We start from the raw sequence: 25,459 nt of genomic DNA on the forward strand, positions 1-25,459 counted from the left end.
GGGACGGCGGGCGGGGCGATGACCGCAGGTCGAGCGGCGCTCGAACGGCCCATCATTCCGCCGCAACCTTGTGCTGCGTGACCGGCACAACCGGCGCATCAACGATCTCAAGCGTCGCAGAAATCGACCCCTTGCGCCCATCCTCATAGGTCACTTCGGTTGTCGTCGAAACGCTCGGGGACCCGTCATAAAGCGCGGCAATAATGTCGTGGAATTTGTCCTCGACAAAGCCGCGGCGCACCTTGCGGGTCCGGGTCATTTCGCCATCATCAGCATCCAGCTCCTTGTGCAGAACCACAAAACGATGCACCTGACAGCCCGACAACATCTCATCTGCCGCGACCGACTTGTTCACCTCTTCCACATGGGATTTGATCGTCTCCAACACACGCGGATGACCAGCCAGTTCCTGGTATGACGCATAAGCCACGTTGTTGCGCTCGGCCCAGTTTCCGACCGCCGTCAGGTCGATATTGATAAAGGCAACGCAGCGATCCTTGCCGTTGCCGAACAGCACGACCTCAAGAATATCGGGATAGAACTTCAACTTGTTCTCGACATATTTTGGGGCGAACATCGACCCATCGGCCATCTTTCCCACATCCTTGGCGCGGTCGATGATCCGTAAATGGCCCGAGTTTTCCTCGATGAACCCGGCGTCGCCGGTGGCGACCCAGCCTTCAGCATCCTTGGTCGAGGCGGTGGAATCGGGGTTGTTGTAATATTCAACGAACACACCGGGCGAGCGATAATAGATCTCGCCATTGTCGCCGATCTTAAGCTCGACATCCGGGGCCGGAACACCAACCGTATCGGCACGCACTTCACCATCCGGCTGCACGGTGATGAACACGGTCGCCTCGGTCTGACCATAAAGCTGTTTCAGGTTGATGCCCAAAGAGCGATAGAAATCAAATATTTCCGGCCCGATCGCCTCACCCGCCGTATAGCCCACGCGGAAGCGTCCATAGCCCAGCGTATCCTTGAGCGGCCCATAGACCAGCATATTGCCCAGCGCGTATTTCAGCTTGTCGCCAAAGCCCACCGGCTTGCCGTCCAGCAGCAGGCCACCGACCTTCTTGGCATGCGCCATGAAGTGATGGAACATTTTGCGCTTCAGCTTGCCCGCATCCTCCATCCGGATCATCACATTGGTCAGCTGGCTTTCGAACACGCGCGGCGGGGCGAAGAAATAGGTCGGCCCGATCTCGCGCAGGTCCGTCATCATCGTATCTGCGCTCTCGGGGCAGTTCACGCAGAAGCCGCACCAATAGGCCTGACCAATCGAGAAAATGAAATCCCCAACCCAAGCCATTGGCAGATAAGAAAGAATGTCTTCGTTCCGAGTCAGATGATCGAACTCTGCCGAGTTCTTGGCGCTTTCAATGACATTGCGGTTCGAGAGCACCACACCCTTGGGTTTGCCCGTGGTGCCCGAGGTATAGAGCATAACGCAAGTGTCGTCATAGGTGATCGCCGCAATGCGCTTGTCTAACTCGGCATCAAACCGCGCGTGACCGGCGCTGCCCTCGGCCATGATGTCCTCAAGCGCGTTCATCTGGGAGTGGTCATACTTCCGCATTCCGCGCTTGTCGGTATAGAGGATGTGTTTGACCTGATGCAGGTTTTCCTGAATCTCGACGACCTTATCGACCTGCTCTTGATCGCCACAGACCACGTATTTCGCGCCGCAATGTTCCAGCACATAGGCCATCTCTTCCGCGACTGAATCCTGATACAAAGGCACCGGAACTGCGCCCACCATCTGAGCGGCCACCATCGACCAGTAATGCGCCGGACGGTTACGGCCTATGACAGCGATATGGTCGCCCTTCTCAATGCCCAACTCCAGAAACCCTAGCGCAATGGAGCGGATCTCCTTGGCAGCTTCTGCCCAGGTCCAGCATTGCCAGATCCCGAATTCCTTTTCCCGATAGGCCGGGGCATCCCCGAACTGGGTCATATTGCGGTGTAGCAGCGCCGGAAGAGACTGCATCCCTTCAGCGCCCGACTGCGTCTGAGCCAATCTTTCTCTCCTCCCCAACCGACCCCTCCCCGAGGTCGGAAACGACAGGCCGGGGCCATGCCCCGAATGCCGATGCCCCGATAAGGGACGCGGGAAAGATCAACGTCAAGTTTTGCCTGATGTTTTCTCAATTCTTACGAATTGTAACAGGCATTGGACGGTGAGAATTCCTCAAGATGTGTAAGTCGTGTCATTGTACGGACCAACCAGGGGCTGGTTCGGTTTTAGCGCGAGCACCTGGAACCTTCGTGAAAAAACTCATCCACTCAAAGGCCGCTGAAACAAGTTAACACTTACGCCACTACACCACGAACGGAATTCGGGACCAACCCGGAACACTGCTCAGAAAATCCCACAGCGCGACAACCAACCCCTTTTTATCGAGAAGCGCTAGACAATACTGGCTATCCGATCAATATGAGGTGGCCTTCAAATTACTTCAGGACAGAAGCTTGGGACTACGGCGATACATTAGACGGCATTTTTGCCCTAAAACGCAAACTCAGGTATACCACGCCGGTGCCGGGCATCCGCTGTATAATTACACCTGCGAGTTCCCAGCCATGGACCTGATCCGTGATTTTGCCGAACCTGACCCACAAGCAAGTGACGGGTTGATAACCAACTTCCTTGGCGTCAGGATTGAACCTCGCGTGATGCCCAGCATTCTGGAACCGATGGCAGGTTCGGTCGAGGCGATCCCTGATCCGGGAAACTGGCATGCTGACATCGCAGAGTGGGCGGCGGCACTTCTGTCCGTGAAAGAGGCCTCTGGCACTTACAGAATAATCGAGCTTGGATGTGGTTGGGCCTGCTGGTTGAACAACATGGGTTTCGTTGCAAAAAAGAGAGGCTTGACCGTTGATCTGATCGGTATTGAAGGTGACGGTTCTCATCTTGCGAATGCCGAGCGAACGTTTCAGTTGAACGGCTTCAATCCCAGCGAATACCGTCTGGTCAACGGAGTTGCTGCCAGTAAGGAAGGGATTGCCCTTTTCCCGAAACTTCCAAGCGGGCACGAAAAATATGGTGCAGAACCGATTTTCTATCCGAACGATGAGGTCCTGGCCAAACACCGTGCCGAAGGCAACTATACCGAGCTGGATTGTTATACGCTCGAGAATCTCTCAGATGGCAAAGCCGTCGATTTGCTGCATATCGACATTCAGGGATCAGAGCTGGACTTTGCGCAGAACAATTTCGAAAGCATAGAAAGACTTGTAAAGCGTGTGTTTATAGGAGCGCACTCTCGTTATCTTGAAGGCGCCTTGCAGGAATTTTTCCTGTCAAAAGGATGGAAGCTTGAGATGGATCGCCCACTTATTCATAAGTTGATCCAAGGGAGTCCACGGATCGAAACGGATGGCGTATTGCTGTTTAAGAACCCGAACCACAACAAGCTGCCGCTGCACTGAAAAGATTGCGGTCTGACTCTGAAGGCTTTCACAATCGGCTTTTTTCGCGGCGTGAGAGCGCCTGGATAGTCTTTTGTCCACTCTTAATGTCCACCTATTAGCAGATTTTGAGGGTCATCCATTGATCGTCCGTGAAAATTTGCCTCGTCAATTGGTACGACGATAGCGAACGACGTAACAAACCCTGACCCTGATCGCTGCGGCCTCAGTTGAGGACAAGAGGCTCGATCAGCGTCAAGTTTTGCCTGATGTTTTCTCAATTCTTACGAATTGTAACAGGAGGGCGCCGCGAACCGCCCCAACCTCAAAACCCCTTCTTTTCAAGACGTGTCGGCAATGCTATGGGGGCTGACACACAGTCTGGCGATGGCGTCGCCGGATACCACTCGTGTTCACCCCACATCCTGTACGCCGGGACTTTCAATCACGGGATTGAGGGCCCCGCCCCGATCTCTGCCACAGCAGGAGGCAATCATGGCCTGGTCGCCAGACAAAATCGAAGTCAAAAGCTGGAACGAATGGGACACCCTGCGCCACGTCATCGTGGGCCGCGCAGATGATTGCCACATTCCACCCGAAGAACCTGCGCTGGACGCCAAAGTGCCGGAAGACAGCGACATGCGTGGCCAGTGGGGCCGCCGTCCGCAGGAAACGATCGACCGGGCCAATGAGCTGCTCGACACTTTCGCCGATCAACTTCGCAACCGCGGAATCCGCGTGGATCGCCCCACGTCCATCGACCATTCGCAACCGGCCACCACACCGGATTTTCACACCGACAGTCAGTTTGGCTGCATGCCGCCGCGCGATGTGCTGTTGACCGTCGGGCATGAAATCCTCGAAGCCACCATGTCCTATCGCTGCCGCTGGTTCGAATACCTGAACTATCGCCCCCTGATGCAACAGTATTGGGATGAAGACCCCAATTTCCGGCACGAGGCCGCGCCCAAGCCGCGCCTGACCGATGCGGACTACCATCCCGATTATCTGAGCGAGAAAATCGGCGTCGAAAAGCGCCTGCAATGGGCGGCTGAGAAGTTCTTTGTCACCACCGAAGAAGAGCCGCTGTTCGACGCCGCCGACGTGCTGCGGTTTGGCCGTGATCTGGTGGTGCAGCATGGATTTACGACGAACCTCAAGGGCATCGAATGGCTACGCCGTCACTTCCCCGATCACCGCGTCCACACGGTGAACTTCCCCGGCGATCCCTACCCGATCCATATCGATGCCACCTTCACACCGCTGCGCCCCGGCCTGATCCTGAACAACCCACAACGACGCCTGCCCGAAGACCAGCGCGGCATGTTCGAGAAAAACGGATGGGAGATCGTGGACGCCGCCCAACCTGCCCACAACACGCCGCCGCCGCTCTGCTATTCCTCGACCTGGCTGTCGATGAACGTGCTGGTGCTGGACCCGAAAACCGTCTGTGTCGAGAAGTCCGAGGTCTATCAGGCCGAGCAGATGGACAAGCTGGGCATGGAAGTGGTCGAAGTCGAGCTGCGCGACGCCTACGCCTTTGGCGGCGGTCTGCATTGCTGCACGGCGGATGTCTATCGCGATGGCGAGTGCGAGGATTACTTTCCCAATATGTAGGGTTTTCGGTTTGAAAACAGGGTGCCCGGGTTATGCTCGGGCATCTGCACTCAGGCACGAAGACGGTGCCGCATAGGTGTTGTGGTAAAGGAAGCGATGAGCACAAAGCGACGAATTTCCTCTCGGCGGCTAGGTAAGTATATAGGCCCCTAAATCAAAGACTGATAAATCGACTGCAATAATCGAGAACGCGAACGCAGCGCGTCTAGAGGTCAACATCGCCTAAACTACGCGGTGTGGGCCACAAAGAAGGACATTCAGTCTGCTCGTCAAACCAACCCGCGCGTATCCCATGACTTTCAAAATAGGCCGCTGTAGACCACATCGCAAAACCAAAGCCCATGAGCGTGAGAAACTTATAAACAAACGGACGATCTTCTCGGGAGAGCGGTATCTTACCGGGTTTTGGGCTAGCGCCAGTCACAGCCGCTTTCTGCTTAAATTTCCGCTGAAACGAGAAAAACGCGATTAGTATGGCTACGACAAACGCGTAGAAGGATAAACCATATCCCAAACATCCGACAGACCCAGCCCCTATAGACACTGCGATATCTTCCATATCCAATTTCTCGTTTGCTCGTCTGAAATTAGGTGTGCCAAATCTGGCCCGCGCTATTATGGACGCGGTCAAAACTTCAAACTAGAGCGGATTCTGGAGCGAACGCAGCGTAAGCCCGTTCTGTCCATAGATCGGACAAATAGCCACAACCCTGTCACCAACCCGCAACTACAACCAGTCCCTTAGGATCGGGACCAGAGGCACATCTGCGGCGGGCATCGGGTAATTCCGCAGATCGGTCGCGCGCACCCATTTCAAAGCCTGACCTTCCTTAGACTGCGGAATCCCCTCCCATTTGCGGCACGCAAACAGAGGCATCAGCAGATGGAAATCGTCATAGCTGTGGCTGGCGAAGGTCAGCGGCGCGAGGCAGGAGGCCCAGGTGTTGATGCCCAGCTCCTCTTCCAACTCGCGGATCAAGGCGGCCTCGGGGGTTTCGCCGGGTTCGATTTTGCCGCCGGGGAATTCCCACAGACCGGCCATGGATTTGCCCGCGGGGCGTTGGGCCAGCAGGACGCGGCCCTCGATGTCGATCAGGGCGACGGCAGAGACAAGAACCGTTTTCACGAGCGATAATCCGCGTTGATCTCGATATAGCCATGGGTCAGATCGCAAGTCCAAACAGTGGATTGCCCCTCACCCAGCCCCAGATCGACAGCGATCACAAGGTCCTGACCTTTCATGTACGCGGCCACGTCTTCTTCGCGATAATCGGGACTAACCCAGCCTTTTTCGGCCACAAGGATATCTCCGAACGAGATTCTTAGGCGGTCGCGGTCGGCGGCGGCACCGGATTTGCCGATGGCCATAACCACGCGGCCCCAGTTCGGGTCCTCACCCGCAATGGCGGTTTTGACCAGCGGGGAATTGGCGATGGCCAGCCCGTGGATCTTGGCGTCGGTGTCAGTGGCTGCTCCGGTCACGCGGATTTCCACAAATTTCGTGGCCCCTTCGCCGTCGCGCACAACCTGCTGCGCGAGGTCCAGCATCACCGTTTCAAGCGCTTCGGCAAATGCAGCATTTCCAGTGGCATCAACGCCAGAGGCCCCGGTGGCGCATAAAAGCAGGCTATCCGAGGTTGAGGTATCGCTATCGACGGTAATGCAGTTGAACGTCCGGTCTGTCTGCGCACCCAGCATCGCTTGCAACGCGGATTGGTCGACCTGCGCGTCGGTGAAGATATAGACCAGCATCGTCGCCATATCCGGCGCGATCATGCCTGACCCCTTCGCGATCCCCGCAATAGAGACTGTCTTACCATCAATCTCGACCTGCGCACTCGTCCCTTTTGGGAAAGTATCCGTGGTCATGATGGCGCGCGCCGCATCTTCGATTGCATGACGGCTGAGGCCTGATTTCAACGCCTCAAGCTGCGCAACGATCTTGTCATGGGGCAAAGGCTCACCAATCACACCGGTGGATGAGGTAAAGACCCGCTCGACCGGTACTCCGGTCGCTTTGGACACGGCCTGCGTGACTTCGGCGACCGATGTCTGGCCATAGTGACCAGTAAAGGCGTTGGCGTTGCCCGAGTTCACCAGGATCGCCGCCGGGCCGTCGCAAGGCCCGCCGATCTTGCACTGACAATCCAGCACAGGCGCCGCGCGGGTGGCGGATCGGGTGAACACCCCGGCGACCGAGGTGCCGGGGTCCAGAACGGCCAGCATAACATCTGACCGACCCTGATACCGCACCCCGGCCTCAGCGGTGGCTAACCGCACCCCGTCGATTGCAGGCAGGTCAGGGAAACCGGCAGGGGCCAGCGGCGAAACCTTGGTGATCGTGGCCACGAAGATTACTCCTGAATCAGGTCCAGTTGGCGGATGATCTCGGGGCCCGCCCCTTCCAGCGGTGCGCGTTCGATCTGCGCTTGCTGGGTCAGTTCATCAATCCGCGCTTGGATCGCGTCCTGCTGCAGGGTCTGGGCCAGTTCATCCCGAACCGCATCCAGTGCGGGCGCTTCTGATTTGCGTTTGTCGTTCAAAACCACCAGATGCCAGCCAAATTGGGTTTGAACCGGGGCCGAGATTTGACCCTTTTCCAGACCAACGACAGCGTTTTCGAATTCTGGCACCATTTGACCCTTGCCGAACCAGCCCAGCGATCCGCCATTCGGACCGGACGGCCCGGTGGAATGTTCGCGCGCCATCTCGGCGAAATCCGCACCGTCATCTAGCTGCGCCTTGATGGTTTTGGCTTCGTCTTCGCTCTCGACCAGAATGTGGCTGGCATCGAACTCGTCTTCCCCTTCGAACTCGGCATATTGCGCGTCATAGGCGGCCTGTATGGCCTCGTCCGTTACAACTGAGTCGGTCAGGGCGCTGACGGTCTGCACCGCCAGCAAGGACCGTTTTTCGTTGTCCAGTGTCAGCGCGTTCTGCGATGTCAGCTCTTGCTGTTGCTGACCCAGCAACTGCTGTTGGATCAATTGCTCAAGCACGAAATCATACAGAACGTCATCTTCGATCTGCTGATATTGCGGCGGCAGCGCCGCGACAGTGGCGATGATGTGACCCAAAGTGATCTCATCGCCGTTGACCCGTGCCAATACGGTGCTGGCGTCAGACTTGGTTTCGGCGGCCAACGGCAGCGCCATCATGGCAGCCAGAGCCAGCGATGGCAGAAAAGTGAGGCCTTTGGGCATGGAATCTTCCTATTTCTTTGCCGCGACAGGGCGCGGCGTTGACACTTCAGAACCTGCCGCTTACATCGCTTTGAAGCCTTGGACAGGGCCGCCTTTCACCCCCCGTATCTATGGGTTGAGCGCAAGGTGGGCAAGCCTGTCGCAACCAAGACAAGAACAGATCCGCTGGAGTGAACATGCTGGGACTCGGAACGCTCGCCAAAAAGGTGTTCGGAACACCGAACGACCGCAAGATCAAGGCGACCCGCCCGCTGATCGCACAGATCAATGCACTGGAGCCCGAGTTCGAGAAACTCTCTGACGATGGTCTAAAGGAAAAGACCGAGGAACTACGCAAACGCGCGCTGGACGGTGAAAGTCTGGATGCGATGCTGCCCGAAGCCTTTGCCAATGTCCGTGAAGGCGCGCGCCGGGCGCTGGGTTTGCGCGCCTTTGACGTGCAGTTGATGGGCGGCGCCTTCCTGCATCAGGGCAATATCTCGGAAATGAAAACGGGTGAGGGTAAGACGCTTGTTGCCACTTTCCCCGCCTATCTGAACGCTTTGACCGGCAAGGGTGTACATATCGTCACCGTCAACGAATATCTCGCCAAGCGGGACGCGGAATGGATGGGCAAGGTGTTTGCCGCGCTGGGTATGACAACCGGTGTGATCTGGTCGGGCCAGCCTGATGCAGACAAAAAAGCCGCCTATGCCTGTGACGTGACATACGCCACAAACAATGAGCTGGGTTTCGACTACCTGCGTGACAACATGAAGGCCGATCTGGGTGAGATTTACCAGAAACACCACAATTTCGCGATTGTGGATGAGGTGGATTCGATCCTGATTGATGAGGCGCGGACACCGCTGATCATTTCGGGGCCGTCACAGGATCGCTCGGATCTGTATACTGCGATTGACGCACTGATCCCGTCGCTGAGCGATGAGCATTTCACGCTGGACGAAAAGTCCCGCAACGTGACCTTCACCGATGAAGGCAACGAATTCCTTGAACAGCAACTGATCGAGGCAGGTCTGATCCCCGAAGGGCATTCCCTGTATGATCCTGAAAGCACGACAGTGGTGCACCACGTGAACCAGGGCCTGCGCGCGCATAAGCTGTTCCAGCGCGACAAGGATTACATCGTCCGCGATGGCAATGTCGTTCTGATCGACGAATTCACCGGCCGGATGATGCCGGGTCGCCGCCTGTCAGAAGGTCTGCACCAGGCCATCGAAGCCAAGGAAGGTGCACCGATCCAGCCCGAAAACGTGACGCTGGCCAGTGTGACCTTCCAGAACTACTTTCGCCTGTATGGCAAGCTGGGCGGCATGACCGGTACAGCGCTGACCGAGGCTGAGGAATTCGCTGAAATCTACGGTTTGGGCGTGGTCGAAGTGCCGACCAACAAGCCAATTGCACGTCTGGATGAAGACGATCAGGTCTATCGCACCGCAATGGAGAAATACGGCGCGATCATCAAAGAAGCGAAAGAGGCCAGCGCAAAAGGCCAACCAGTTCTGATTGGCACCACTTCGATTGAGAAATCCGAAGTTCTTAGCCAGATGCTGAGTAAGGAAAAGATCGAACACAACGTTCTGAACGCCCGCCAGCACGAGCAAGAAGCGCAGATCGTGGCAGATGCGGGCCGCTATGGGGCGGTGACCATCGCCACCAACATGGCCGGTCGTGGCACCGACATTCAGCTGGGCGGCAACGTGGAAATGAAGGTTCTTCAGGCTCTGGCCGAGAACCCTGAAACCGACCCGGCCGAACTACGCACGGCAGAAGAGGCCAAACACGCAGAAGAAAAACAAAAGGTTCTGGATGCTGGTGGTCTATATGTCATGGCATCCGAGCGCCACGAAAGCCGCCGGATTGACAACCAGCTGCGTGGTCGTTCGGGCCGTCAGGGTGACCCGGGCCGCACCGTATTCTACCTAAGCCTCGAAGACGATCTGATGCGCATCTTCGGTTCGGAGCGGCTGGACAAGGTTCTGACCACACTGGGCATGAAAGAAGGCGAAGCGATTGTACACCCTTGGGTGAACAAGTCGCTTGAGCGCGCGCAATCCAAGGTCGAAGGCCGCAACTTTGACATGCGCAAAAACGTTCTGAAATTCGACGATGTGATGAACGATCAACGGAAAGTGGTCTTTAGCCAACGGCGCGAGATCATGTCGGCAGACGACCTGTCCGAGATCGTCTCGGATATGCGCGAGCAGGTGATCGACGATCTGATCGACGAATATATGCCGCCGAAATCCTATGCGGATCAGTGGGATACCGAAGGTCTGCATGAGGCAATCAAAGACAAGCTGACCATCGACGCACCGGTTCAGGACTGGGCCGCCGAAGAAGGCGTGGATGACGAACAGGTGCGCGAACGCCTGATCAAATCCGCCGACGAGATGATGGCACAGAAGGCTGTGGCCTTTGGCCCTGAAAACATGCGCAACATCGAAAAGCAGGTGCTGCTGCAAACCATCGACAGCAAATGGCGCGAGCATCTGCTCACGCTGGAACATCTGCGCTCGGTTGTTGGATTCCGGGGCTACGCCCAGCGCGATCCGCTGAATGAATACAAAACCGAAAGCTTCCAGCTGTTCGAAGGCATGTTGGACAGCTTACGTGAAACCGTGACACAGCAACTGTCACGCGTACGTCCGCTGACCGAGGAAGAGCAGAAAGAAATGTTGGCGCAGATGGCGGCACAGCAGGCTCAGACGCAAGCGGCGGTGGATCAGGCAACTGACCGAGCCGAGGCCAAAGCCGAAGCCGCCGCATCGGGTGACGCACTGCCCGGCTTTGACGAAACTGATCCGTCAACATGGGGGAACCCGTCGCGCAATGACCCTTGCCCTTGCGGATCGGGCAAGAAGTTCAAACATTGCCACGGTCGGTTAACCTGACGTCATCGACACCTTGATCACAATGAGTCCGTTTCGAGGACACAAATAAGCCTCGATTCAGGGTCAGTGTGCGACTCGCTCCTTCAACTGGGGAGGGTGTCTTGTTTGTTGTAAGAAACTACGTGACCATGTGCGGCACAATCGCCTGTGCCTTGGGCATTGGTTACCTGATGCAATATGGAACAGCTGCGCAGCCAAGCGATGCGCAGAACCAAATTGCTGCGGCTACACAAACAAATCAAACGTCGGTTCTGGCAGGGTTGGATAGCATCGTGCTGACCTCGGCCTCGGCAACCGCATCTGACACTGACGACGTGGCGGTTGCACCAAAAACGACCCGTGTCGAACCCCGAAAAAAGCCAGCACAGAAAGCCTGCAACCTAAGCGCCCGCGCTGTTGCCGTACCCGGCGCGCAGGCCCGCCTGACAATCAAATCTCCGTGCCGCGGCAATGAGCGGATCAGCATCCACCACAGCGGCCTGACCCTGACGCAGGTCACCGATAAAAGGGGCACGCTGAGCGTAACCATCCCGGCGCTGTCTGAATATGCGATCTTTCTGATCTCATTCCCGGATCAAACCGGGACCGTCGCCACGACCCATGTGCCTGATCTGCAGGAATATGATCGTGTGGCGCTGCAGTGGAAGGGCGACAAAGCGTTGCAAATTCACGCGTTAGAATTCGGAGCCAGTTATGGTGGCGAGGGGCACGTCTGGTCGAACAGCGCCACAGCAGGCGCTGGCAGTGTTGTCAGCCTGGGCCATTCGGGCCTGACAGATGCGCAAAACATCGAAGTGTATTCTTTCCCGGCGGGCCAGTCCCAGCAATCGGGAACCATCGACCTGACTGTCGAAGCGGAAGTGACCGAAAATAATTGCGGTCATACCCTGAACGTCCAGTCCATCGAACTGCGGGCCAACACAGGCCTACGGTCACGTGATCTGAGCCTGACTGTACCGGACTGCTCACAATTGGGCGAGTTTCTGGTGTTGAATAATCTGCTCCAAGACCTGACAATCGCGGCAAAGTAACCCGTAGGCAGGCTCGACTCTCTGATGACATTTTACCGTGTGGCAGTGGCCGCGCTGATTTCAGCAACACTTGGAACAGGTGCTGCGGCGCAGGACATCACGCTCACTTCGCATGACGGCCAAGTCGAAATCACGGGCGATCTACTGGGTTTTGATGGTGAATTCTACCGCGTCGATACACAATTCGGAGAGCTGACACTTGATGGCTCAGGCGTCACCTGCGACGGTCCAGCCTGCCCCAATCTGACAGATTTCGTGGCCGAGGTTTGGTTCTCAGGCTCGTCGGTCATGGCCGAAACCGTGCTGCCCGCCCTGATCATTGGTTTTGCGCGGCAGGAGGGGCTGACCGCAACACCGAAACGGGTGGATGAACGCAGCTTTGCCTATGAACTGTTTCAGACCGGGCGAACAGCGCCACTGGCGCGATTGTTCTTTCGCGTTGGAAACACGGATCAAGGGTTTGCCGATCTGATCGCAAATGACGCCGACATCGTCATGGCCCTGCGCGAAATCCGCGATGCCGAACAGACCGCGGCGGCAGAGGCCGGGCTGGGCGATCTGACCCGCCCTCGCAGATCGCGGGTAATTGCCTTGGACGCCATGGTCCCGGTCGTTGCCCAGGACAACACTACCCGTCAGATTTCACCCGCCGATCTGGCACGTGTTTTGTCCGGTGACGTTACGAATTGGGCGGATCTGGGCGGCCCCGATGCACCAATTGCGCTGCATATGCCGGATGCGGGATCGGGTTTGGCCCAAGCGGTTGAAGATCAGCTGTTGGCCCCGGCAGGAGCGGCACTGTCCTCCGATGCGATACGCCACGGTCGCAATGGCGATCTGGTACAGGCCGTCGCGCGAGACGCGTTTGCCATCGGGATTGCCAGTCATGCCTCGGCCGATACCACACGCGCATTGCCTTTGACCGGTGGGTGCGGGCATGCGCTCGCCGCATCACGCGATGCCATCAAGACCGAGGATTATCCGCTGACACTGCCGATGTTCCTCTACCTGCCCGAACGCCGCCTCCCGCGGATCGCACGTCAACTACTGGCCTATAGCTTGGGCGCTGATGCCCAATTGGCTATTCGGCAGGCCGGGTTTGTCGACCAGACACCGGAAAGAACGCGGATTGGTCTGCAGGGCGACCGGCTTTCCAACGCTATTATGTCCGGCGGGGTCGAGGTTGGGTTGGAAGAGGTTCAGCGCATGGTCGAAACCTTGCGCCCGATGGCGCGTCTGTCGCTGTCGGTTCGGTTCGAACCCGGGTCATCGCGGCCCGACGCCCAATCACGCTCGAATATCCAATATCTTGCTCAGGCGCTTGAAACCGGAACGCTGAACCCCCGCAAGGTGCTGTTTGTCGGATTCAGTGACGGGGATGGACCCGCCAGCACCAACGCCCGGATCGCCCTGCGGCGTGCGCAAACCGTTCGGAACTCGGTTCTCGGGGCTGTTGAGACCGAGATACCCGACAGTATCGAGATCGCCGTCGACGGGTTCGGCGAGGCGATGCCCATGGCCTGCGACGACACCGAATGGGGCCGCAAGGTGAACCGCCGTGTTGAAATCTGGGTCGAGTGACCAGCTAGAGGTATCCCTCGGACCGAAAACTCAACTCGGTCGACTTTCCGATGATGAGATGGTCATGCAGGGTCAGGCCCAGCGCAGTGCAGGCATCTTGAATGCGGTTGGTCATATCGATATCGGATTTTGATGGTGTCGGGTCGCCTGACGGGTGGTTATGCACCAAGATCAGCGCCGAGGCATTCAGTTCCAGCGCGCGCTTCGCCACCTCGCGCGGATAGACCGGTACGTGATCGACGGTGCCTTTGGCTTGTTCCTCATCTGCGATCAGCACGTTTTTGCGATCCAGATAGAAGACGCGAAACTGTTCGGTTTCCCGATGAGCCATGGTGGTATGGCAATAATCCAGCAGCGCTTCCCAGCCTGAGATCACATGCCGCTGCATCACCCGCGCGCGGGCCATACGATGGGCGCACGCCTCAAGGATTTTCAGGTCGGTGATCACCGTATCCCCAACACCCTTGATCTGCCGCAGCCGTTCTTCGGGCGCGGTCAGGACGCGGTTGAAATCCCCAAACGTATCCATCAGCGCCCGTGCCAAAGGTTTCACGTCTTGTCGGGGGATGGATCGGAACAGAACCAATTCCAGTAGTTCATAATCCGGCATCGCGGCAGAACCACCCGCCATGAACCGTTCGCGCAGCCGCTTGCGATGGTCTTTGATGTAGGAGGGTAACCGACCCGTCGGCAGCGGCTGCGCTGGCGCTTCGTCCGTATCGAACAGCATGGGGGCTTCGGCAAAGGCGTCCTGGGTCATGGGCCCCACCTTGGCGCAGAATCGGTTTCTGAATGGTTAACGCATCTCACCCGCCATACGCGCCGTGGCGCGGCGGACGACCATGTGCAGAACAATCGAAAACACGCCTAGCGTCAGCATTGCGGCAAACATCAGATCGGTCTTAGCGCGGCCATTGGCCAACAGCATCAGATAGCCCAAGCCTTGTGACGACCCGACCCATTCACCGATCACCGCCCCGATCGGTGCATAGACCGCCGCCAACCGCATCCCTGATGCCAGCGAAGGCAACGCCGCCGGTATTCGAATATGCCAGAGCACAGATCGTTTGCTGGCCTGCATGGTGCGCGCAAGGTCCAGATACCCGGACGGCGTGCGCATCAACCCGTCAAAGAAAGACGAGGTAATCGGGAAATAGATGATCAGCACCGCCATCGCGACCTTGGACCAAAGGCCATAGCCCAGCCACAGCGTCAGCAACGGGGCCAGCGCAAAGACCGGCAACGCCTGCGTGAACACCAGCATCGGCTGCACCAGCACACGTGCGGCGCGGGAATTGGCCAGTTGTAGCGCAGTGACCACGCCCAGAAGTGTGCCGCACGCCAGACCAATCATCACCTCGATAGCAGTGATCCAGGTGTGTTCGGCAATCAACCATCGGTTCTGCCACCAGGTCTCGGCCACAATCGCAGGGCCAGGCAAGATGAATTTCGGCAGGCCGGTGATCGAGACGATGGCTTGCCAGATCGCCACCGCGAACACTGTTGCTGCAAGGGCAGAGAGGTATTTCATGATGCCTCTCTCAACAGCTTGAGCAACGCTCCTTGGGTTTCCAGCGTCTCAAGGTCGTCAACATGACGCGGCGCCGGGGCCTGGGGTGGTGCGCAGGGAGTCAGACCATCCTGCGTCATAACGGTGATCGTTTGGCCCAGACGCGCGGCCTCCGCCGGATCATGAGTGACAAGCAGAACGGTGCGCCCCTGCAACACCTCAGCGGCCAGATCCTGCATATCGGCGCGGGTGCGGGCGTCGAGGGCCGAGAAAGGCTCATCCAAAAGTACGATAGGACGATCTTCCATCAACGTGCGGGCCAAGGCCACGCGCTGGCGCTGGCCGCCGGACAGTTCGGATGGTTTCTTGGTCATATGATCCTGCAAACGCATCCGTTCAATCAGACCGTCACGGCGATGTAGATCGGGTTTCTCACCCCGCAACCTTGCCCCCAATGACACGTTCTGCGCGACGTTCGCCCAAGGCAGCAGCAAATCGTCTTGCGCCATATAGGCGACACGATCCGGCACCGGCTGTCCGTCGCCTGCGATGATCTGACCAGTGAACACGGCCCCGGTTTCCAGTCCGGCAATCAGCCGCAGAACGGTGGTTTTGCCCACGCCCGATCCGCCCAGCAGACAAGTCCACGCCCCGGCCCCAAGGGTCAGGCTCAACGGCGCGAACAAAGGCGCGCCGTCGATGGAGGCCGTACCGCTGATGGTCAGATCGGGGGCTGGCGTCATGGCGTCAGGCCCATTTGCCAGAAATTAACCTCAAGCTGCGTTGCCATCTCAAAGGTCTTGCAGAGGTCAGCCCAGACCGGCAGCGCGGCATAGTCCGGGCCCAGGCGCCGAACCAAAGCGCCATCCATCAGCGCGCCGATGTCATGACAGTAGCTTTGATACTGATCACCTGCATAGGTATCGATCCAGGGGCGATAGGCCTCGGATGTTGCCTCTTGTGCCAAACGCACACCGATCTCGGCATAGCCAATGACGCAGGGCAACAGCGCGGCCAGCAGGTTCAGATAATCGCCTGAATAGCCGGATTCGAGCACAAAGCGGGTATAGGCGAGGTTTTCAGGCCGCTCAGACGTCGCCATCAGGTCCTCGCGGGAAATACCTGCGGCTTCACAAACGCCAACATGCAGCATCATCTCTTCATGCATCAGCCCGTTTACCGTTGCGGCGGCCACCTGCATTTCCTCATGCGTCTGCGCCTTGACCACAGCCAATGCCCAGGCACGCGAGAAATGGGTGAGAAACACATAGTCCTGTCGCAGATAGTGCAAGAACGCGTCACGCGGTAGCGTCCCGTCCTTCAGGCCCTCGACGAAGGCATGGCGGGTGTACTCCCGCCACGGCCCTTGCGCCGCATCGCGCATCAGCGCAAAGGCGTTGCCATAAACTCTCATTGGGCGGTCACGTCGATTGTGATCTCGCTGACCGGGTTGACGCTGTCGATCATGCCGCTGTCCTTCAGGAACTGCTCGAACCGCGCATAACGACCCGCGTCAAAACCGGCAGGGCGCAATGCAAAGCGGGGCAGCGTGTCAACCCAAGCGCGCGCGTTCAACTCATCCTGCAGTTCGGGCGAAGTGGCGGCAAAGATCTCCCAGCTTTTTTCCGGGTTGTTGACGATGTATTGCGTCGCCTTTTCGGTCGCGGCCAGGAAACGCGCGATCTTGTCGGCATCCATCGTGTCGGGATTGGCGACATAAATCAGCTCATCATAGGGTGGCACACCCTCTTCCTCGATATAAAAACAGGTGCCAGGGACACCTTCGATTTCCATCTGGTTCAGCTCGAAATTGCGATAGGCACCAATGACGGCGTCCACCTGACCGGTCATCAATGACGGCGAGAGTGAAAAGTTCACGTTGATCAGCTCTACTTCATCAAGCGCAACGCCATATTTTCCCAGAACGGTGGTCAACACTGCTTCTTCCACACCGGCAACCGAGAAACCGATCTTCTTTCCTTTCAGATCAGCTGGCGACTTTATCGGTCCGTCTTCAAGCACCAGCAGGCAGTTCAAAGGGGTGGCAACCAGCGTACCGACGCGCTTTAGCGGCAGGCCTTCGTGGATCTGCAGGTGCAGCTGCGGCTGATAAGATACGGCCAGTTCGGCCTGACCTGCCGCCACCAGACGCGGGGGGGCTGAGGGGTCGGCAGGCGGAACGATCTCAACCTCCAGCCCCTGCTCGGCGAAATAGCCGTTTTCCTGCGCCACAATGATAGGCCCGTGGTCGGGGTTTACGAACCAGTCCAGCAGAACGGTCATCTTATCCTCGGCCCAGGCGGGCGCTGCGGCCAGCAAGGCAATAGCAGCGATCAGTTTCTTCATGTCTCGCGTTTCCTTTTCACTCACATGGTTGAGGCCGCGACGAGGACAATCTCGCCCGACCAATCCGGTTCAATCTGTTCAGCTGCGCGCCAGGCGCGCAGGCCGGTTGCACAGCACAGAGCTAATCTTTGGCCTTTATTAGACTCAGTTTTTAGTTGCTCGTCCGTCAGTCGGCGGGCCTGAGCGTGTATGGGCTCGGGCGCTTCATTCTGATTGCGCAGTTCGACAATCAGATCGTCCTGTTCCAGTTGCGAGGGCGCCAGAAAGGGGAAGAATTTTTCAGGTTCAGGCGCATCGTCAAAGCGAAAACCGGTGCTGCGCAGAGACCGGGCATTAAACTGTACCAACTGACCCAGGGGCGAGGGTTCAACCCCCAAAATCACCCCCAGCGCCATCTGCGCCTGCATCGCGCCGATCATCCCAACGACGGGACCCAGGACACCCGCCGTGGCGCAGCTGGCCCCGCTGTCCGGCGCATCCGGAAACACAGCCCGCAGCGAAGGCCCGCCACCGCAGAACCCGCCGACATAGCCGGACAAGCCCAGAACCGACGCGCTGATCAGCGGCTTTCCCTGCGCCAGACAGGCGTCCGACAGGGTATAGCTGGCGGCATAGCTGTCTGCGCAGTCCAGGATTACATCTGCCCTGGCGATGATTTCAGCGGCATTTCCACTTGTTAGAGCCTGTTTCTTGGCGTCAATTCCGATCTCAGAGTTCAGCGCACGACACCGATCCGCCGCAACCCGGGCCTTTGGCCGACCACAATCCGCCTCGGCAAACAATGTCTGCCGGTGAAGGTTCGACAGGGTGACACTGTCTGGGTCCAGAATTGTCAGGTGCCCGACACCTGCTCCGGCCAACAGCGGCAGAACCGGAGCCGCCAGCCCCCCCGCCCCAACCACCAAAACCCGCGCCGCAGACAGGCGTGCCTGACCTTCGGCGCCGACCTCAGGCAGGATCATCTGACGGGAATAGCGGCTCATCTGGTGGCCTCGATCCACTGGCGCACCCGCACCTCGGGGTCGGCATTCAGGGTGATGTCAGTAACGACCGAGACAATGTCGGCACCCGCCTCAAGCACGCCGGGCGCGCGTTCGACGCTCATACCGCCGATCCCGACCAGAGGGATATCGCCCACACGGGCCTTCCACTCGGTGACGCGCGGCAAGCCCTGCTGCTCCCACTTCATCTTTTTCAGGATCGTGGGGTACACCGGGCCGAGTGCCACATAGTCAGGGTCCATGCGCAGGACACGCTCCAACTCATCGTCGTCATGGGTCGAAACGCCCAGCTTTAGACCCGCTTTGCGGATCGCTTTCAAGTCGGCGTCGTCCAGATCTTCCTGCCCCAAGTGGATCCAATCGCAGCCCGCATCTATCGCGGCCTGCCAATAGTCGTTCACCACCAGAACCGCACCATGATCACGGCAAAGATCACGCGATGCCGCAATCTGAGCGCGCACGACATCGTCCGGCTGATCCTTTATACGCAGCTGTACCAGCTTGACGCCCAAAGGCAGCATGCGCTGCAGCCAGTTCGAGTGATCAAAGATGGGATAAAATCGGTCAAGGCTCATGATAGAAACGCCTTTCCAACAACGGGGGTTGAGGGTTCGGCCATGTCCCGCGCCTCGATCGGGTCGGCCTGATGAGCCAGTTGCCCTGCCTCGACCGCGCGCATCATGGCCCGCGCCATCTGAACAGGATCACCGGCCCGCGCCACGGCGGTGTTCAAAAGAACTGCGTCATAGCCCAGCTCCATCGCATGCGCGGCATGGCTGGGCAAACCGATCCCAGCGTCGATAACAAGCGGCACATCTGGAAACTCCGAACGCATCGCACGCAGGGCATATTCGTTGTTCAGCCCGCGCCCCGATCCAATCGGCGCGCCCCAGGGCATCAGAACCTCGCACCCGGCTTCAAGCAAGCGTTCACCCACGATCAGGTCGTCGGTTGTGTAAGGGAAGACCTCGAACCCGTCCTCGGTCAGGATACGCGCGGCTTCGACAAGTTGAAACACATCCGGCTGCAGGCTGTCAGTGTGACCGATCAGCTCAAGCTTGATCCACTTCGTCTCGAACACCTCACGCGCCATGTGGGCAGTGGTTACCGCCTCTTTCACCGTGTGGCACCCAGCTGTGTTGGGCAACACCAGCACACCCAAATCGCGGATCATCTGCCAGAAGGTCTGCCCCGCTCCAGATTCACGCCGCAATGACACCGTTGCCACAGCCGCGCCGCTTTTGCGGAACGCTTGTTCCAATATGGCGGGACTGGGATACTGCGCAGTGCCCAGCATCAACGGGTTGGGTAGCCCAACCCCATAAAAGCGTTTCATCCCTAACCCCCTTGCATGGGTGACAGAATCTCGACCCGATCATTGTCGTTCAAAGCATGGGCAATGCGCAGGCTGGAAGGCACGAATTCCTCATTCACTGCCGTTGCGACGCGGCCTGAGAATCCGCATTCTTGCAGCAGGTCCGATAAGGTTTGGGCACACACGTCGCGTGGCTCGCCATTAAGCACGATCTTCATCGACCATCTCCGAATGTTTGTTCTCAAGCGCCAGATCGGCCACGCCCTGTGCCAGAGCAGGGGCCAGCAAATAGCCGTGGCGGTAAAGCCCGTTGGCATAGATCGTCCCGCCCAAACGCCGAATGCGTGGCAGGTTATCAGGGAAAGCCGGGCGCAGATCGACGCCGATTTCCAATACCTCAGCTTCACCAAAGGCGGGGTTCAGCGCGTATGCGGCACTCAGCAGTTCCAGCATCGACCGGGCGGTGATCCGGCTGCTGTCTTCGCTTTCGATCATCGTTGCGCCCAGCATGTAGATGCCGTCCCCGCGCGGCACGATGTAAAGCGGTATGCGTGGATGCAGCAGGCGCACCGGGCGCGTCAAGGTCACATCCGGGCACCGCACGACCAACATCTCGCCCTTTACGCCGCGTAGATCAGGCAAAGCATCCCGCGCCTGAAGACCCCGGCAGTCAATTGCATTCTCCAGCTGCGCCGGCGCGGGCTTGTGATGAAACACCACGCCTCGGTCGTTCAGGTTCTGATATAAATCACTCAGCGCTTTCCGGGGATCAAGATGCGCCTCTTGTTCAAAGTACAACCCTTTGCTGAATCCATACAAATCAGGCTCTAATTGGGCTATTTTTGCCTTGTCTACCTCACAAAATGCCTCCGTCCGGCGCGCGAAACGCCGTAAGTCAGGCACATCCCGAGTGCTCGCAACGATTAACGTACCACACCGGTTCACGCCGGTACGATCCGCCCACCACGCGATAGCCTCTTGGCCCAGTCGCAGAACCGGTTCTTCGGCGTTTTCATATTCACACCAGGGCGCTAACATGCCCCCTGCCCACCAGGAACAACCATGCGGGCCGGGCGGGCCTTTGGGATCGTACACCTGCACCTTCGCCCCACGTGCGGTCAACTCGCTGGCAACGGACAGCCCCGCCACACCGGCCCCTATGACGGACCAGATCATCACGCAGACCACATCCGGTGGAAGTGATGCACCGGACCGTGGCCCGCTCCAATCTTTAGTGTATCTGCCTGAGCAATCGCACCCTGCAAATAGTCATGCGCCAGGCCCACTGCCTCGGTCAAAGACAGACTTTTAGCCAAACCGGCAGCAATTGAAGACGACAGCGTGCAGCCAGTTCCATGCGTGTTCTTTGTATTTTGCCGTGGCGCCTGAAATTCGGCAATCACACCCGTTTGGTCGATCAGCAGATCGTGGCAGATATCACCCTCGCCATGACCGCCCTTCATCAAAACCGCCCCCGCACCCAGCGCGCACAGCGCTTTGCCCTGAGCAGCCATCTCTGCGGGTGTAGCCGCGCTGCGCTGATCAAGCAGACACGCCGCCTCGGGCAGATTCGGGGTCAGGATCGTCGCGCGCGGCAGCAGAACCTCACGCAAGATCTGAACCGCCTCTAGCGCCAACAAAGCATCACCGGATTTTGCCACCATTACTGGGTCCAGTACGACAGGGCCGCCAAACCCTGCGATCCCTTCAGCAACAGTCCGAATGATCTCGGGCGTTGCCAACATACCGATCTTGATGGCCCGAACATCCAAATCGCTCAACACGGCGTCGATCTGAGCGGTGATCACATCCAGCGGAATACCATGCACAGCCGTTACAGCCTGCGTGTTTTGCGCGGTGACCGCGGTGATTACGCTAGAGCCAAACACGCCCAATGCCGACATCGCCTTGAGATCGGCCTGAATCCCCGCGCCGCCGCCGCTGTCGGATCCTGCAATAGTCAAAGCAATTGGTACCACGTCGTTGCTCCACTTACTTGGGCAACCGGGCATGGAAAACGTCTGTTTGCGTTAGACCGTTCCCTCCGCCGGTATTGCCCGGATCAGGTTCGATGGGTTGACGCGCGCGCCTCTCAGCCCTGCAATCAGGGCACCCCAACGGTTGATCAGGACAATCTCAGGGCAGGCCACAGAAATCAAGCATCAATCGGCGGGTCATATGTCCACATCCGACAAGGAAATAAGACCAATTGACGTTGAATTCATGCGAGGCTCTGCCTCGCGCTCCGGGATATTTCTGGCCAGATGAAGCAGGGGATCCAAACTTCATCTGGCTCTAAATATCCCGGGGGAGACGCCCGCAAGGCGGCGGGGGCAGAGCCCCCTAAATGCACAAAGGCCCCCCAGTTTGGAACGGCTCATTTTCTGCTTTAGCTTTTCATGCCGTCCCAGAAGGACTTGACGGATGAGAAAAAGCTTTTTGATTCCGGATGGTTATCCTCACCAAGATCGTCAAACTCACGCAAAAGCTCTTTCTGGCGGCTTGTCAGATTGACCGGGGTCTCCACCGCCAGTTCGATGAACATGTCCCCGACACCGCCGCCGCGTAGCGCTGGCATGCCCTTGCCACGCAGGCGCATCTGGCGACCTGACTGGCTGCCCGCCGGGATTTGCACCCGACCTCGACCGCCGTCAATTGTCGGAACTTCGATCGATCCGCCCAGCGCGGCTTTGGCCATGCTGACCGGGACGCGGCAGTAGAGGTTTACGCTGTCACGCTCGAACAATTTGTGATCGGAGACTTCGACAAAGATATAGAGATCACCCGGGGGACCACCGCGCATGCCAGCCTCGCCTTCACCCGCCAGACGAATGCGGGTTCCGGTTTCGACACCAGCGGGGATGTTCACCGACAGGGCGCGTTCTTTTTCCACCCGGCCTGAGCCGCTACAGACCTTACACGGGTTTTTGATGATCTGACCCAGGCCGGAACAGGTAGGGCATGTGCGTTCAACGGTAAAGAACCCTTGCTGAGCGCGCACTTTACCCATGCCGGAACAGGTAGGGCAGGTTACAGGCTCGGCGCCGCCCTCGGCCCCGGTTCCGTCACAAGACGAACAGGCTACAGCGGCAGGTACGTTGATGGTTTTTTGCAGGCCTGCATAGGCCTCTTCCAGCGTTACGCGCAGGTTGTAACGCAAGTCGGAGCCGCGTGCCGCGCGTCGGCCACCGCCGCCACCCCGCTGGCCACCCATGAAATCGCCGAACAGATCGTCGAACACATCAGAAAATGCGTTCGAGAAATCGCCCTGTCCAAAGCCACCGCCAGGTCGACCGCCACCTCCCATGCCGTTTTCAAAGGCAGCATGGCCGAACCGGTCGTAAGCGGCTTTGCGTTCAGCGTCCTTCAGCACGTCATAGGCTTCGTTCGCTTCTTTGAACTGCGCCTCAGCATCCGGGTTGTCCTTGTTGCGGTCGGGATGCAATTCCTTGGCTTTCTTGCGAAAACCCTTTTTAATTTCGTCCGCCGATGCGCCCTTGGACACGCCGAGCACATCGTAATAGTCGCGTTTTGACATCAGTGTTTCCTTCTGCCTCAACGTAATCGGGCCGGCCCGATGACCGGACCGGCCCGAATTGGCCCGGTTACCCGTTATTTACGCTTGTCGTCGTCCAGATCTTCGAACTCGGCGTCGACGATGTCATCATCGGCAGGTGCTTCATCTGCCGCGGCAGGCTCGTCCTCGCCTTCTTCAGCTTGCGCCTTGTAGATGGCTTCACCTAGCTTCATGGCCGCTTCGGTAACGTTCTGGATGCCGGACTTGATCTTGTCAGCATTTTCAGTTTCCAGCTCGTCCTTCAGTGCGGCAATCGCCAACTCGATGGCTTCGATGGTGGTCGGGTCGACCTTGTCTGCATGCTCTTCCATCGACTTCTCGGTCGAGTGGATCAAGCTTTCCGCCTGGTTCTTGGCGTCGACCAGCTCGCGGCGTTCCTTATCAGCTTCCGCGTTCTCTTCGGCGTCCTTGACCATCTTGTCGATATCTTCATCCGACAGACCACCCGAGGCCTGGATGGTGATCTTCTGCTCTTTTCCAGTGCCTTTGTCCTTGGCGGAAACCGAGACAATGCCGTTGGCATCGATGTCGAAGGTCACCTCGATCTGGGGCATGCCGCGCGGTGCGGGCGGGATGTCTTCGAGGTTGAATTGACCCAGGATCTTGTTGTCCGCGGCCATTTCACGTTCACCCTGGAACACGCGGATGGTCACGGCGTTCTGGTTGTCCTCGGCGGTCGAGAAGACCTGAGACTTCTTGGTCGGAATGGTCGTATTGCGGTCGATCAGACGAGTGAACACGCCACCCAGCGTCTCGATGCCCAACGATAGCGGGGTCACGTCCAGCAGAACCACATCTTTGACATCGCCCTGCAGAACACCGGCCTGAATGGCAGCGCCCATGGCAACCACTTCGTCCGGGTTCACGCCTTTGTGGGGCTCTTTGCCAAAGAATTTGGTGACCTCTTCGATCACTTTCGGCATCCGGGTCATACCACCGACCAGAACAACTTCGTCCACGTCAGCAGCCGACAGACCAGCATCTTTCAGAGCAGCGGCGCATGGCTTCATCGACTTCTTGATCAGGTCCGCAACCAGCGATTCCAGCTTGGCACGGGTCAGTTTCATGACCATGTGCAGTGGCTGACCATTCGAGCCCATCGATATGAACGGCTGATTGATCTCGGTCTGCGAGGTCGAGGACAGCTCGATCTTGGCTTTCTCAGCGGCTTCTTTCAGACGCTGCAGGGCCATTTTGTCGCTGGACAGATCGACACCGTGTTCCTTTTTGAACTCATCCGCCAGGTAGTTGACGATCCGCATGTCAAAGTCTTCACCACCCAGGAAGGTGTCGCCATTGGTCGACTTAACCTCGAACAGGCCGTCGTCGATTTCCAAAATGGTCACGTCGAAGGTACCACCACCAAGGTCATAGACCGCGATGGTTTGGGTTTCTTCCTTGTCCAGGCCATAGGCGAGCGCGGCAGCTGTCGGTTCGTTGATGATCCGCAGGACTTCCAGACCGGCGATCTTGCCGGCGTCCTTAGTGGCCTGACGCTGGGCGTCATTGAAATAGGCCGGAACGGTGATGACGGCTTGCGTGACTTCCTCACCCAGATAGCTCTCGGCAGTTTCCTTCATCTTGCCCAGAGTGAAGGCCGAGATTTGGCTTGGAGAGTACTTTTCACCGCGGGCTTCCACCCAGGCGTCGCCATTTCCGCCATCAACGATGGCATAGGGCACCATTTTCTTGTCTTTTTCGACTTCGGCATCATCCACACGACGACCGATCAGGCGCTTGACGCCAAAGATCGTGTTGTCGGGGTTAGTGACCGCCTGACGTTTTGCAGGCTGACCGACCAGACGCTCTTCTTCGGTGAAGGCGACGATCGAGGGCGTGGTCCGCGCCCCTTCGGCGTTTTCGATGACCTTCGGCTGCGAGCCATCCATGATGGCCACACACGAGTTTGTGGTTCCAAGGTCAATCCCGATTACTTTTCCCATTTTTGCAATCCCTTTCTCTTC

The 25,459-nt window shown here is 58.1% G+C and carries 23 protein-coding genes and 1 riboswitch; of the genes, 5 read left to right on the forward strand and 18 right to left on the reverse strand.

What is annotated here, in order from left to right:
- Positions 1-52 precede the first annotated feature (52 nt).
- Complete coding sequence (locus tag AC2FFE_RS15925) at positions 53-1,996, reverse strand: AMP-binding protein (RefSeq protein WP_496847136.1); 1,944 nt, start codon at positions 1,994-1,996, stop codon at positions 53-55.
- Between the two features lie 593 nt (positions 1,997-2,589).
- Between AC2FFE_RS15925 and AC2FFE_RS15930 the strand changes: the two genes are divergently transcribed.
- Both AC2FFE_RS15930 and AC2FFE_RS15935 read left to right on the forward strand, forming a co-directional pair.
- A complete protein-coding gene (locus AC2FFE_RS15930) occupies positions 2,590-3,441 on the forward strand; it encodes a class I SAM-dependent methyltransferase (protein ID WP_496820487.1) in 852 nt (283 codons plus the stop codon).
- 474 nt (positions 3,442-3,915) lie between these two features.
- Positions 3,916-5,037 (forward strand): serine/threonine protein kinase, encoded by a 1,122-nt coding sequence (locus AC2FFE_RS15935; protein ID WP_496847096.1) that lies wholly within the window; start codon positions 3,916-3,918, stop codon positions 5,035-5,037.
- A gap of 205 nt (positions 5,038-5,242) precedes the next feature.
- Here AC2FFE_RS15935 and AC2FFE_RS15940 read toward each other — a convergent pair whose 3' ends face one another.
- The 4 genes from AC2FFE_RS15940 to AC2FFE_RS15955 form a co-directional block, all read right to left on the reverse strand.
- Complete coding sequence (locus AC2FFE_RS15940) at positions 5,243-5,596, reverse strand: hypothetical protein (protein WP_496847097.1); 354 nt, start codon at positions 5,594-5,596, stop codon at positions 5,243-5,245.
- Positions 5,597-5,764: 168 nt separating this feature from the next.
- Positions 5,765-6,163, reverse strand: coding sequence for an 8-oxo-dGTP diphosphatase MutT (gene mutT / locus AC2FFE_RS15945; RefSeq protein ID WP_496847098.1), 399 nt, complete (start codon positions 6,161-6,163; stop codon positions 5,765-5,767).
- Complete coding sequence (argJ, locus tag AC2FFE_RS15950; protein ID WP_496847099.1) at positions 6,160-7,386, reverse strand: bifunctional glutamate N-acetyltransferase/amino-acid acetyltransferase ArgJ; 1,227 nt, start codon at positions 7,384-7,386, stop codon at positions 6,160-6,162. Before argJ ends, mutT begins: the two co-directional genes overlap by 4 nt.
- Positions 7,387-7,391: 5 nt before the next feature.
- A complete protein-coding gene (locus AC2FFE_RS15955) occupies positions 7,392-8,240 on the reverse strand; it encodes a peptidylprolyl isomerase (RefSeq protein ID WP_496847100.1) in 849 nt (282 codons plus the stop codon).
- Positions 8,241-8,416: 176 nt separating this feature from the next.
- On the opposite strand from AC2FFE_RS15955, the gene secA reads away from it, so the two are divergent.
- From secA to AC2FFE_RS15970, 3 genes are all read left to right on the forward strand, one after another.
- Positions 8,417-11,134 (forward strand): preprotein translocase subunit SecA, encoded by a 2,718-nt coding sequence (gene secA, locus AC2FFE_RS15960; protein ID WP_496820481.1) that lies wholly within the window; start codon positions 8,417-8,419, stop codon positions 11,132-11,134.
- 101 nt (positions 11,135-11,235) lie between these two features.
- A complete protein-coding gene (locus AC2FFE_RS15965; protein WP_496847101.1) occupies positions 11,236-12,165 on the forward strand; it encodes a hypothetical protein in 930 nt (309 codons plus the stop codon).
- 24 nt (positions 12,166-12,189) lie between these two features.
- On the forward strand, positions 12,190-13,746 hold the full coding sequence (locus AC2FFE_RS15970) for a phosphate ABC transporter substrate-binding/OmpA family protein (protein ID WP_496847102.1): 1,557 nt from the start codon (positions 12,190-12,192) through the stop codon (positions 13,744-13,746).
- A 4-nt stretch (positions 13,747-13,750) separates the two neighbouring features.
- Here the strand turns inward: AC2FFE_RS15970 and radC are convergent, their stop codons facing one another.
- The 13 genes from radC to dnaK all read right to left on the reverse strand — a co-directional run bounded on the left by radC (position 13,751) and on the right by dnaK (position 25,438).
- Positions 13,751-14,506: a RadC family protein gene (gene radC, locus AC2FFE_RS15975; RefSeq protein ID WP_496820477.1), complete on the reverse strand. Its 756-nt coding sequence runs from the start codon at positions 14,504-14,506 to the stop codon at positions 13,751-13,753.
- 36 nt (positions 14,507-14,542) lie between these two features.
- Positions 14,543-15,277, reverse strand: coding sequence for an ABC transporter permease (locus tag AC2FFE_RS15980; protein ID WP_496820476.1), 735 nt, complete (start codon positions 15,275-15,277; stop codon positions 14,543-14,545).
- The gene (locus AC2FFE_RS15985; RefSeq protein ID WP_496820475.1) at positions 15,274-15,999 is read right to left on the reverse strand and encodes an ABC transporter ATP-binding protein; all 726 of its coding nucleotides are present in this window, start codon (positions 15,997-15,999) and stop codon (positions 15,274-15,276) included. Before AC2FFE_RS15985 ends, AC2FFE_RS15980 begins: the two co-directional genes overlap by 4 nt.
- Positions 15,996-16,670 (reverse strand): thiaminase II, encoded by a 675-nt coding sequence (gene tenA, locus AC2FFE_RS15990; RefSeq protein ID WP_496847103.1) that lies wholly within the window; start codon positions 16,668-16,670, stop codon positions 15,996-15,998. Before tenA ends, AC2FFE_RS15985 begins: the two co-directional genes overlap by 4 nt.
- Entirely contained in the window at positions 16,667-17,602 is a 936-nt protein-coding gene (locus AC2FFE_RS15995) for an ABC transporter substrate-binding protein (protein WP_496820473.1), read from the reverse strand. Before AC2FFE_RS15995 ends, tenA begins: the two co-directional genes overlap by 4 nt.
- A gap of 20 nt (positions 17,603-17,622) precedes the next feature.
- Positions 17,623-18,585, reverse strand: a complete 963-nt coding sequence (locus AC2FFE_RS16000) for a HesA/MoeB/ThiF family protein (RefSeq protein WP_496820472.1) — start codon at positions 18,583-18,585, stop codon at positions 17,623-17,625.
- Positions 18,582-19,178 (reverse strand): thiamine phosphate synthase, encoded by a 597-nt coding sequence (locus AC2FFE_RS16005; RefSeq protein ID WP_496820471.1) that lies wholly within the window; start codon positions 19,176-19,178, stop codon positions 18,582-18,584. Before AC2FFE_RS16005 ends, AC2FFE_RS16000 begins: the two co-directional genes overlap by 4 nt.
- Complete coding sequence (locus AC2FFE_RS16010) at positions 19,175-19,939, reverse strand: thiazole synthase (RefSeq protein ID WP_496820470.1); 765 nt, start codon at positions 19,937-19,939, stop codon at positions 19,175-19,177. The genes AC2FFE_RS16005 and AC2FFE_RS16010 overlap by 4 nt, the downstream gene beginning before the upstream one ends.
- A gap of 2 nt (positions 19,940-19,941) precedes the next feature.
- Positions 19,942-20,136, reverse strand: a complete 195-nt coding sequence (gene thiS, locus AC2FFE_RS16015) for a sulfur carrier protein ThiS (protein WP_496820468.1) — start codon at positions 20,134-20,136, stop codon at positions 19,942-19,944.
- Positions 20,120-21,097 (reverse strand): FAD-dependent oxidoreductase, encoded by a 978-nt coding sequence (locus tag AC2FFE_RS16020; RefSeq protein ID WP_496820467.1) that lies wholly within the window; start codon positions 21,095-21,097, stop codon positions 20,120-20,122. Before AC2FFE_RS16020 ends, thiS begins: the two co-directional genes overlap by 17 nt.
- Positions 21,094-21,897: a bifunctional hydroxymethylpyrimidine kinase/phosphomethylpyrimidine kinase gene (gene thiD / locus AC2FFE_RS16025; RefSeq protein WP_496820466.1), complete on the reverse strand. Its 804-nt coding sequence runs from the start codon at positions 21,895-21,897 to the stop codon at positions 21,094-21,096. Before thiD ends, AC2FFE_RS16020 begins: the two co-directional genes overlap by 4 nt.
- Before the next feature lie 43 nt (positions 21,898-21,940).
- Positions 21,941-22,045, reverse strand: a riboswitch (TPP riboswitch).
- 262 nt (positions 22,046-22,307) lie between these two features.
- Entirely contained in the window at positions 22,308-23,456 is a 1,149-nt protein-coding gene (dnaJ, locus tag AC2FFE_RS16030) for a molecular chaperone DnaJ (protein WP_496820465.1), read from the reverse strand.
- A 74-nt stretch (positions 23,457-23,530) separates the two neighbouring features.
- Entirely contained in the window at positions 23,531-25,438 is a 1,908-nt protein-coding gene (dnaK, locus tag AC2FFE_RS16035; protein WP_496820464.1) for a molecular chaperone DnaK, read from the reverse strand.
- Positions 25,439-25,459: the final 21 nt, after the last annotated feature.

The sequence above is a fragment of the Ruegeria sp. YTSA168 genome (assembly GCF_059610045.1).

Excerpts from the sequence above, each read along its gene's own strand:
- AC2FFE_RS15970 (WP_496847102.1), top strand. The coding sequence starts at position 12,190 with ATGACATTTTACCGTGTGGCAGTGGCCGCGCTGATTTCAGCAACACTT.
- dnaJ (WP_496820465.1), bottom strand. The coding sequence starts at position 23,456 with ATGTCAAAACGCGACTATTACGATGTGCTCGGCGTGTCCAAGGGCGCA.
- thiS (WP_496820468.1), bottom strand. The coding sequence starts at position 20,136 with ATGAAGATCGTGCTTAATGGCGAGCCACGCGACGTGTGTGCCCAAACC.
- AC2FFE_RS15985 (WP_496820475.1), bottom strand. The coding sequence starts at position 15,999 with ATGACGCCAGCCCCCGATCTGACCATCAGCGGTACGGCCTCCATCGAC.
- radC (WP_496820477.1), bottom strand. The coding sequence starts at position 14,506 with ATGACCCAGGACGCCTTTGCCGAAGCCCCCATGCTGTTCGATACGGAC.
- tenA (WP_496847103.1), bottom strand. The coding sequence starts at position 16,670 with ATGAGAGTTTATGGCAACGCCTTTGCGCTGATGCGCGATGCGGCGCAA.
- AC2FFE_RS15955 (WP_496847100.1), bottom strand. The coding sequence starts at position 8,240 with ATGCCCAAAGGCCTCACTTTTCTGCCATCGCTGGCTCTGGCTGCCATG.
- AC2FFE_RS15935 (WP_496847096.1), top strand. The coding sequence starts at position 3,916 with ATGGCCTGGTCGCCAGACAAAATCGAAGTCAAAAGCTGGAACGAATGG.
- dnaK (WP_496820464.1), bottom strand. The coding sequence starts at position 25,438 with ATGGGAAAAGTAATCGGGATTGACCTTGGAACCACAAACTCGTGTGTG.
- AC2FFE_RS15995 (WP_496820473.1), bottom strand. The coding sequence starts at position 17,602 with ATGAAGAAACTGATCGCTGCTATTGCCTTGCTGGCCGCAGCGCCCGCC.
- AC2FFE_RS16000 (WP_496820472.1), bottom strand. The coding sequence starts at position 18,585 with ATGAGCCGCTATTCCCGTCAGATGATCCTGCCTGAGGTCGGCGCCGAA.
- AC2FFE_RS15940 (WP_496847097.1), bottom strand. The coding sequence starts at position 5,596 with ATGGAAGATATCGCAGTGTCTATAGGGGCTGGGTCTGTCGGATGTTTG.
- AC2FFE_RS15980 (WP_496820476.1), bottom strand. The coding sequence starts at position 15,277 with ATGAAATACCTCTCTGCCCTTGCAGCAACAGTGTTCGCGGTGGCGATC.
- AC2FFE_RS15925 (WP_496847136.1), bottom strand. The coding sequence starts at position 1,996 with ATGCAGTCTCTTCCGGCGCTGCTACACCGCAATATGACCCAGTTCGGG.
- AC2FFE_RS16010 (WP_496820470.1), bottom strand. The coding sequence starts at position 19,939 with ATGAAACGCTTTTATGGGGTTGGGCTACCCAACCCGTTGATGCTGGGC.
- AC2FFE_RS15930 (WP_496820487.1), top strand. The coding sequence starts at position 2,590 with ATGGACCTGATCCGTGATTTTGCCGAACCTGACCCACAAGCAAGTGAC.
- AC2FFE_RS16005 (WP_496820471.1), bottom strand. The coding sequence starts at position 19,178 with ATGAGCCTTGACCGATTTTATCCCATCTTTGATCACTCGAACTGGCTG.
- secA (WP_496820481.1), top strand. The coding sequence starts at position 8,417 with ATGCTGGGACTCGGAACGCTCGCCAAAAAGGTGTTCGGAACACCGAAC.